The following is a 7,245-nucleotide window of genomic DNA, read 5'->3' on the forward strand; positions in this document are numbered from 1 at the left end:
AAAAAATAATTATAAATTTTTGGTTCATGAACCTAATGAATTTATTGATACTTTTATAAAATAGAGTTAATTTGTCCGAGAGATATGGGTAGATATCTATTTTTGGTCTTTTTAGTGATTAGAGATATGACCATTGTCATCAAATTTTAAGGAATTCCTTAAGTTTTTTTCTTATAATTCAATAAAATAATTTTGAATACTCAAAAATTAAATGTAATATAAGTCACATTATGAACCGTTAAGTGAAATACGTTTTGCTTAAACGAATGATTGAGTTAGATCATCTAAATGATGATCGTGCTAGAAGACTCAGGTTTTACACCAAAATATTTGGCAGACTTTATTTTAAATACAATCCTAAACTGAATATAAAAAACCTTCGGAGGGCTTATTTGGCCAAACTAACCATCAACCTGAAAAAACTAAATTCTTACGCTAAGTATTTTTTCTAAAAGACACCGTACATATAGCATTACTTTATGTTAATAAAAATTTAGCATCATTTTTGACGCTTATTTGTTGTATGTGCAAAAGCAAGACATTTTAAATAAAGAATCTTTTAATATGAAAGTTACATATCCAGAGACAGGTATATACGAGCACGAACTCAAAGCAATTGATAAGATTAAAAAGGTCTTTGATCGTGGCGAAAAAACTAAAAACTGGCGAGCATATGCTGGTTTTGAATTTATGCATAAAAATGGAAAAAAAGCAGTAGCGAAAGGTAGTTCTGAGAAATTTGAATATGATCTCCTAATTATTACTCATGCAAACATTTTGGTCATTGAATTCAAGGACTGGAACGGTAAGGAAATTACAAAAGTTGCAGGAAAATGGTACGTAGGTAATAAAGAGCAAGATTCATGCCCTGTAGCTAAAAATGTAAAAAAAATGCAAATTATAGTTAATAAACTAAAGGATAAAGTTTCAGAAAAGAAAGCTAAGGGCATTACATTTCATTACCAAAGTGTTTCTCACTTTGTTGTCATGTGTGGTAAAGCAGATTATTCGCGCCTGCCTCCAGAAGATTTAGAGCACATTCTTTCGATAGATGAGTTTATACAATTAGCTCAACAGAAGAATTTTAATAATATGTTCCGCAAGCATCTGGAACGTGATGGTCGCATATATGATATTAAAAAAGAATATCACGCCATTATTGATGAAATTTTTGCGCCTGACCAAATTCAACCACGCTCTTTGATTATTAATAATCATGAACGAGGTGACTTGATCTTACCGCATCCTAAAAAGATTTATAGCGAGTATAAAGCGCATTCATTGACCATCGTTGGTGAAAAATCTTTAATGCGTTGTTGGGATTTTAATGAATTCAAGTTGAGTAACTCAAGAATGAGTCAGCCTCAACATCGATTCAACTTGATCTGCAATGAGCGCCGGGTTTTCCAAAAAATTAAAACAGAAAAGCCTGATCTTTATCAAAGTTGTTTGCACCCGATTACAAACCCAAGTCTTGATGACATGACATCAAAATATAATGAGTTGTATGAGTTGCCTGAGAACAGCTATCGAGTCAACGAATTCATCGGCGCTTATGCTGAGAAAATGTCTGAATCTGAGAAATTGGATTTATTCCAGATTTTGCTTGGTAAATTTAATCACCTACATCAAATGGGAATTACTCATGGTGATGTGGGTGATCATAGTGTGTGGATCTCTTATAAAAAGGAGATATTGCTATCCAATTTTTCGGCAGCAAATGATCAAACACAGCCCTCGAAAATTGACCCTGAACTGGCTAACGAACTCCCATTTTTGAATACAACAGCTCATCTTCCGAATCTTGCGCTGACAGCTGCACAAAAGGATGTGTATTGGTTAGGGCAGTTAATCCTTCATATTTGGAAGAATGCTCGACTGAGCCCACGTTCATTGAAAAAATTTAGTCTTGAGGAGCGAGATCAGAACCACTGGTTAGAGCGTATTTTAACACGAGCTTTGACAGGGAAATATGATAATGCATGTGCAGTATTCCAAGATTTCTTAGCTCAAAAACCTGCTGAACAAGTTAGTTATGAACTTGATGCAGATGTACTGAATCCATATTTAAATCAGACAAATACCTATATCAGTTACCCGATATTTGGCGCGCCTATTGATGCTAACCAAAATTTTACACTCTATGCATCAGGCAACATGTTAGTCAAAACATGGATGGGTAAAGTTGCATCTGCAATGACAACTTATCAAAAGAGTTGTTTTAAGCGATTCTTTGAAGAACTTAAAATGACGCAGGCTCTCAATTTGCCATACCTTCCTAAGATTATTGATTTTGGTTTATCAACTAGCACAGCATGTGTGTATCTAGTAACTGAAATGGTAAAGGGTGAAGCTTGGTCAACGGTTATTGAGGGCTTAACTGAGGATGAAAAAAATGAACTTTCACTTCAGTTATTGCATTCTCTGAAAAAATTTCATGAGCATGGCTTTCAACATGGAAACTTGGATGATGAAAAGATTCTAGTAGATAAAACAAACTTGAAAGTTAGTTTTAATGATTGCTTCCATCCTGAAGTACCACAACCTGATTCTTCTAATGCTTATTTCCCATCTGATATTGAAGATCCAACAGTCATTCAGTGTGACAACTTTACTGCATTGAACTTAATCGCAGATCTATACGATATAGACTTGGCTGTGGATGATGTGGCTTCAATGGATCCTACTTTATCCTGGCTAAATACAGCCTTGAGCATAGAAGGAATGGAAGATCCAAGTGTACGCTATATTGATAATTCTCGCTTTATAGAGGCATTTGAATGTAAGGGTACTATTGTAAAAGAAGCTCCTCAGATTAGTATTTATACAAGTAAGGTTGAGACGCCCTTTACGATTTATCCCGAAAACGGCAAAGTTTATATCCAACTTGAGGCAGCAAGTGAGGGGGATTTTCGATTTACACTTAGCGGAATCAATGGCATGTTAAAAGGGTTTTATAAGCCCCATGAAAATCAATTAAGTTTCCTTGATTTTGTCAAAAAACAAGACCTGTGGTGGAAGGCTAGTAAGGATGCAGATCTGACTATTGATGTTAGCATTGAAGTCCACCCGATATCTGGGATGAGTAAGCGTGACAACATTGTAGAGTTAAATGACTTCTTAGCAAAAGATCAAAACTTTAAGGATGCTATTGAACAGTTTAAGCAAGAACAGCTCAAAAGGACTCAAGAGAAAGAGGAAACATTACGGGCTCTGCGTGAACAAAAAGCATTACAAGAAGAGATAGGCGATGTTATAGCTACTGATGAGCTTATGGCACAGCCAATGAGTCATCTGCCTACACATAGCCACTTAATTGATATTGAAACGAAAGAGTTGTGGAAAAAAGTCATGGCGACTGAGCGTCATGCACATCCTACAATCACTCTGTCTGAGCCGTTAAAGATAGTTTCGAGCAAACATTTTAAAGATTCAAAGAGTGCTATTGCATACTATGACTCTGCAGAAGATGTTTCAGCTAAATTTTCAAAGACCGATAAAGTCGATGTAATGTGCACTAAAGAAACTGGGGCGGGAGGTGATTACACTTTCTGCATAGGTACGGTGAATATTGCGCAATCAAAAGTCGGAGAATTGTGGATCGATTTTTGTAAAAAAACAAATGAAGTTCCTGAAGAAGCAACACTGTTTCTACAAAGCAAGGCAGATAAGTCATCTAATCGGAAACGTGCAGATGCTCTGACAAATATTCTGAGTAATAAGGCTGTCATTGAAAATCTCGTAGATTACTTTGAACCATCATTAGTGATTGAAGCAAAAGATTATGAGATTGAAGTGCCTGATGAAGATCTAGATCACTATAACAAATACAAAAATGGGGAATTGGTTAAAGCCCTCAATCCATTACAACGTAAAGCGTTCCGTAATGTGCTTAAGTATGGACCTGTATCACTATTAAAGGGACCACCAGGAACCGGCAAAACTGAATTTATCTCTATACTAGCTCACTATCTCTATGATAAACAAAATGTATCTAACATCTTAATTGTTAGTCAGTCGCACGAAGCTGTAAATACAAGTGTTGAGCGTATACGTCAGCTATGCACAGAGTATGACACACCATTAAGTATTGCTCGAATAAGCAATAAAGAGAGTGCTGTGTCTCCTGAATTAAAAGATGTCTATACAGGCTCAATTATTACGAGCCAGATAGAGCTGTTTAAGTCTAATATTAAAGAAAGAGTGCTTGAGCTTGCAAAAGATTTATCACTTGAAGCTGAATACTTGAGCGATCTTTATGAAATCAGAGTCACTATTTTAAATAGTCTTAAATCTGCGTATCAGTCAATCGACCAAGATGATCTTGATCAAAAGTTTAGCTTCTCATTAGAAGAGTATACCCAGGCTTTCAAATCAGCAATGCATAAGCTGAAGAGCATGTTTGACGGAAATCAAGACTTTTGGGATCAACTGGAAGACTGTATCAATGATAAAGAGATAACAGTATTAAACCAGTTAAATAAGATCGACATGATTACGTTCGCAGCACTTAATCAATACTACGGGGTATCTAATGAGGAAGGACTTAAAGCGAAAGCCTTGATCAATATTGCCCTAGATTATGAACCATTAATTGAAAGCCAAAATGCTAATTATGAAAGTTTCCTGGTCAAAACAAGGCAATTAGTCTGTGGCACATGCGTTGGTGTTGGCCAACAAAGTATTGGAATCGCCAATCACGTATTTGATTGGGTGATTATTGATGAAGCAGCACGTTCAATCGCTTCAGAATTGGCAATTGCAATGCAGTCAGGTGCACGTATTTTATTAGTTGGGGATCAAGACCAACTTCCTCCACTATATTCGAGCGATCATAAAAAGGCTTTAGCTAAGCAACTTAAGATATCAGATGATGATTTGGAAGATAAATTACAAAGCGACTTTGGCCGTATCTTTAATTCACATTATGGACTAAAGGCTAGTTCAGAACTCTTGTCACAGTACCGAATGAGTCCGAGCATCGGCGAATTAGTTTCAGACTGTTTTTATGAAGGAAAACTTGAAACTGAAGTTGTCGATTCTCGTGGTTTAAGTGATGAAGAGCTGAAAGAAATTAAGTTAAAGCGGATTGTGCCTGATAACTATGCATCCGACATCGCAATAGAATTGAATTCAACAGTTACTTGGGTGGATACTGGGAATGCTGAGCATTTCAAAATGGAGAAAGGTAGTAGTATTTATAACCCACATGAAATTAATGAAATTATCGATTTTCTTCAGCGGATTGACCAAGACAAACTCTTGTTAAATAAATTAGTGCCAGAGCCTGATTCCCTTAAAGAGCCTGCTATTGGTGTAATTTGTACCTATGCTGAGCAAAAAAACCGGTTAAGAAAAGCCTTCTCTTTGTGTGAAGTGTCAGATGCATTGAGATCAATTGTGCGTATTGATACGGTGGATAGTTATCAAGGTAAACAGAATAAGATCATCATTCTCTCAGTTACGCGAAATGATCCAACTAAGTTTCCTGCATTTTTGAAGTCACCAAATCGTGTGAACGTGGCTTTATCTCGCGCAATGGATCGTCTTGTAATCTTTGGTGCGTCAGAAATGTGGCAAGGAGTCAACAGTAACTTACCTTTAGGACGCGTATTAAATTACATCAAGTGCCGTGAAAATCAGACTTTAGAATATCGATATATTTCAAAACGCGCCATTGTCAAAATAGTACAAAACAATCCGCACATTAATAAAAATAGATCAAAAAAATATAGAAAGGCAGGGGTATAACTCATGGAAAATTCACTAAGAAGCTATCATGACGTAGATGTTACATTGCCATCACAACTATTCAATGTGGCATTTAGCTATACCACAACAGATACCTTAGATTTTATTGATTCTATGGTATTGCGCCTATTGGTAATTGCACCACTTTCTGCTGAAAAAATAGCGCGGTTCTTAGGGTTATCTAATCATGAAACAGATGTGCTATTAACTAAATTATTAAAACAAATGCAGATAAAACATCTTGAAGATGATCGATTTGCTCTGACTCAGCGACTTGAGAAAGCATTCTCGGATGTTTGTGCAATTCCTTATGTAAATAAGATTGAGGACAATATTCAAAAGATGAGTTTTGAGATGATTGGCTTGAATCCTGAGCCAGTTAATCCCAACGCATCTGACAATGGGGCAAATTCAATTAAATTAGATGCTTCTAACCAATACCTTTCAAATGGTGAGTCTTTGGTTAGTAAGGAGTTTCAGAAAAATTTTCGATTTTATTTCAGCCAAGGATTAGTTAAGTTGAATCCATCAGTGGATGAAAAGAAGCTGCAACTGTATAAAATGAGCCAAGTGGAAAAATTGCGAGACCATTCTCGTCGTTTTACATTACCATTGACGCTTGATGAGAATTATACACCTACAGAGATTAGTGATTTTAATCACATGGAAAATCTTAACAAAATCGAAGATTCTCTTTACGCTGCTCTTAGATCAGCTAAGAAGCCACAAAATATTGAGGATATTCTAAAGGTACTCCATGAATTAGATATGGAGGATACTTTTTCAGTTGAATCTATTTTTAGCGAGAATAAGCTTAATTTAGATCGCTTATTTAAGCTAGAACACAAATCCAATGAATACTTTATCGGGCCAATATATTCTAAGGAAAATTCAGACCTGTTTTTCAAAACAATCAAACAATATCAAGACCAGAATAATGATGATAAACAGCTGTATTGGTTAGCTCCATCAGATGAATTTTGGGGTAAGTCAGATAGATTTAGTGATTTTATTGATCGTTTATCGACAACCACAATTACCAAAAACTTTAAATGCTTCTTACCAGTGGCATACAGAAATGATAAACAATCAATCGCAAGTTATAAAAAACTAATCACAGCTGAGGCAGGAGCCAAGCACTTTCTAACGTTTAAGGAAAGTAGTGTAGTTTTTGACGGTAATTTTGAGCTTTTGGTTATGAAAGACTCTTTTTGTGTTTTGATTATTCACGTTAGTGATTCATCCACAAATATTTTAACAACAGTGCCTGTGGGTATTATTGTCAAAAATAAGGCTATTGCCCAATCGTTTTATAAGTTTTTTGAAGACTTAGAGAACGATGGAGAGAACTTCTTTGGTTTATTAAATTCTAAAAAATAGAATAATCATCTTAAAAAGCTAGCAGATTTGCTAGCTTTTTTAAACTCAAATTAGAGTGGCAACAATCCAGACCAGACATTTCTACTTTGAAGTGGCTTTGTTGCACAAAGATTT

The 7,245-nt window shown here is 35.6% G+C and carries 2 protein-coding genes; both read left to right on the forward strand.

Going from position 1 to position 7,245, the window contains the following annotated elements; all coding sequences use genetic code 11:
* Positions 1-525: 525 nt before the first annotated feature.
* Positions 526-5,751, forward strand: a complete 5,226-nt coding sequence (locus PV763_RS16570) for an AAA domain-containing protein (protein ID WP_420938234.1) — start codon at positions 526-528, stop codon at positions 5,749-5,751.
* Between the two features lie 3 nt (positions 5,752-5,754).
* The gene (locus PV763_RS16575) at positions 5,755-7,131 is read left to right on the forward strand and encodes a hypothetical protein (RefSeq protein ID WP_005005738.1); all 1,377 of its coding nucleotides are present in this window, start codon (positions 5,755-5,757) and stop codon (positions 7,129-7,131) included.
* The last annotated feature ends 114 nt before the right edge of the window (positions 7,132-7,245 follow it).

Source organism: Acinetobacter sp. AS5, assembly GCF_048957595.1.
Lineage (GTDB): Bacteria > Pseudomonadota > Gammaproteobacteria > Pseudomonadales > Moraxellaceae > Acinetobacter.

Coding starts and splice junctions, on each gene's coding strand:
- PV763_RS16575 (WP_005005738.1), top strand. CDS start 5,755: ATGGAAAATTCACTAAGAAGCTATCATGACGTAGATGTTACATTGCCA.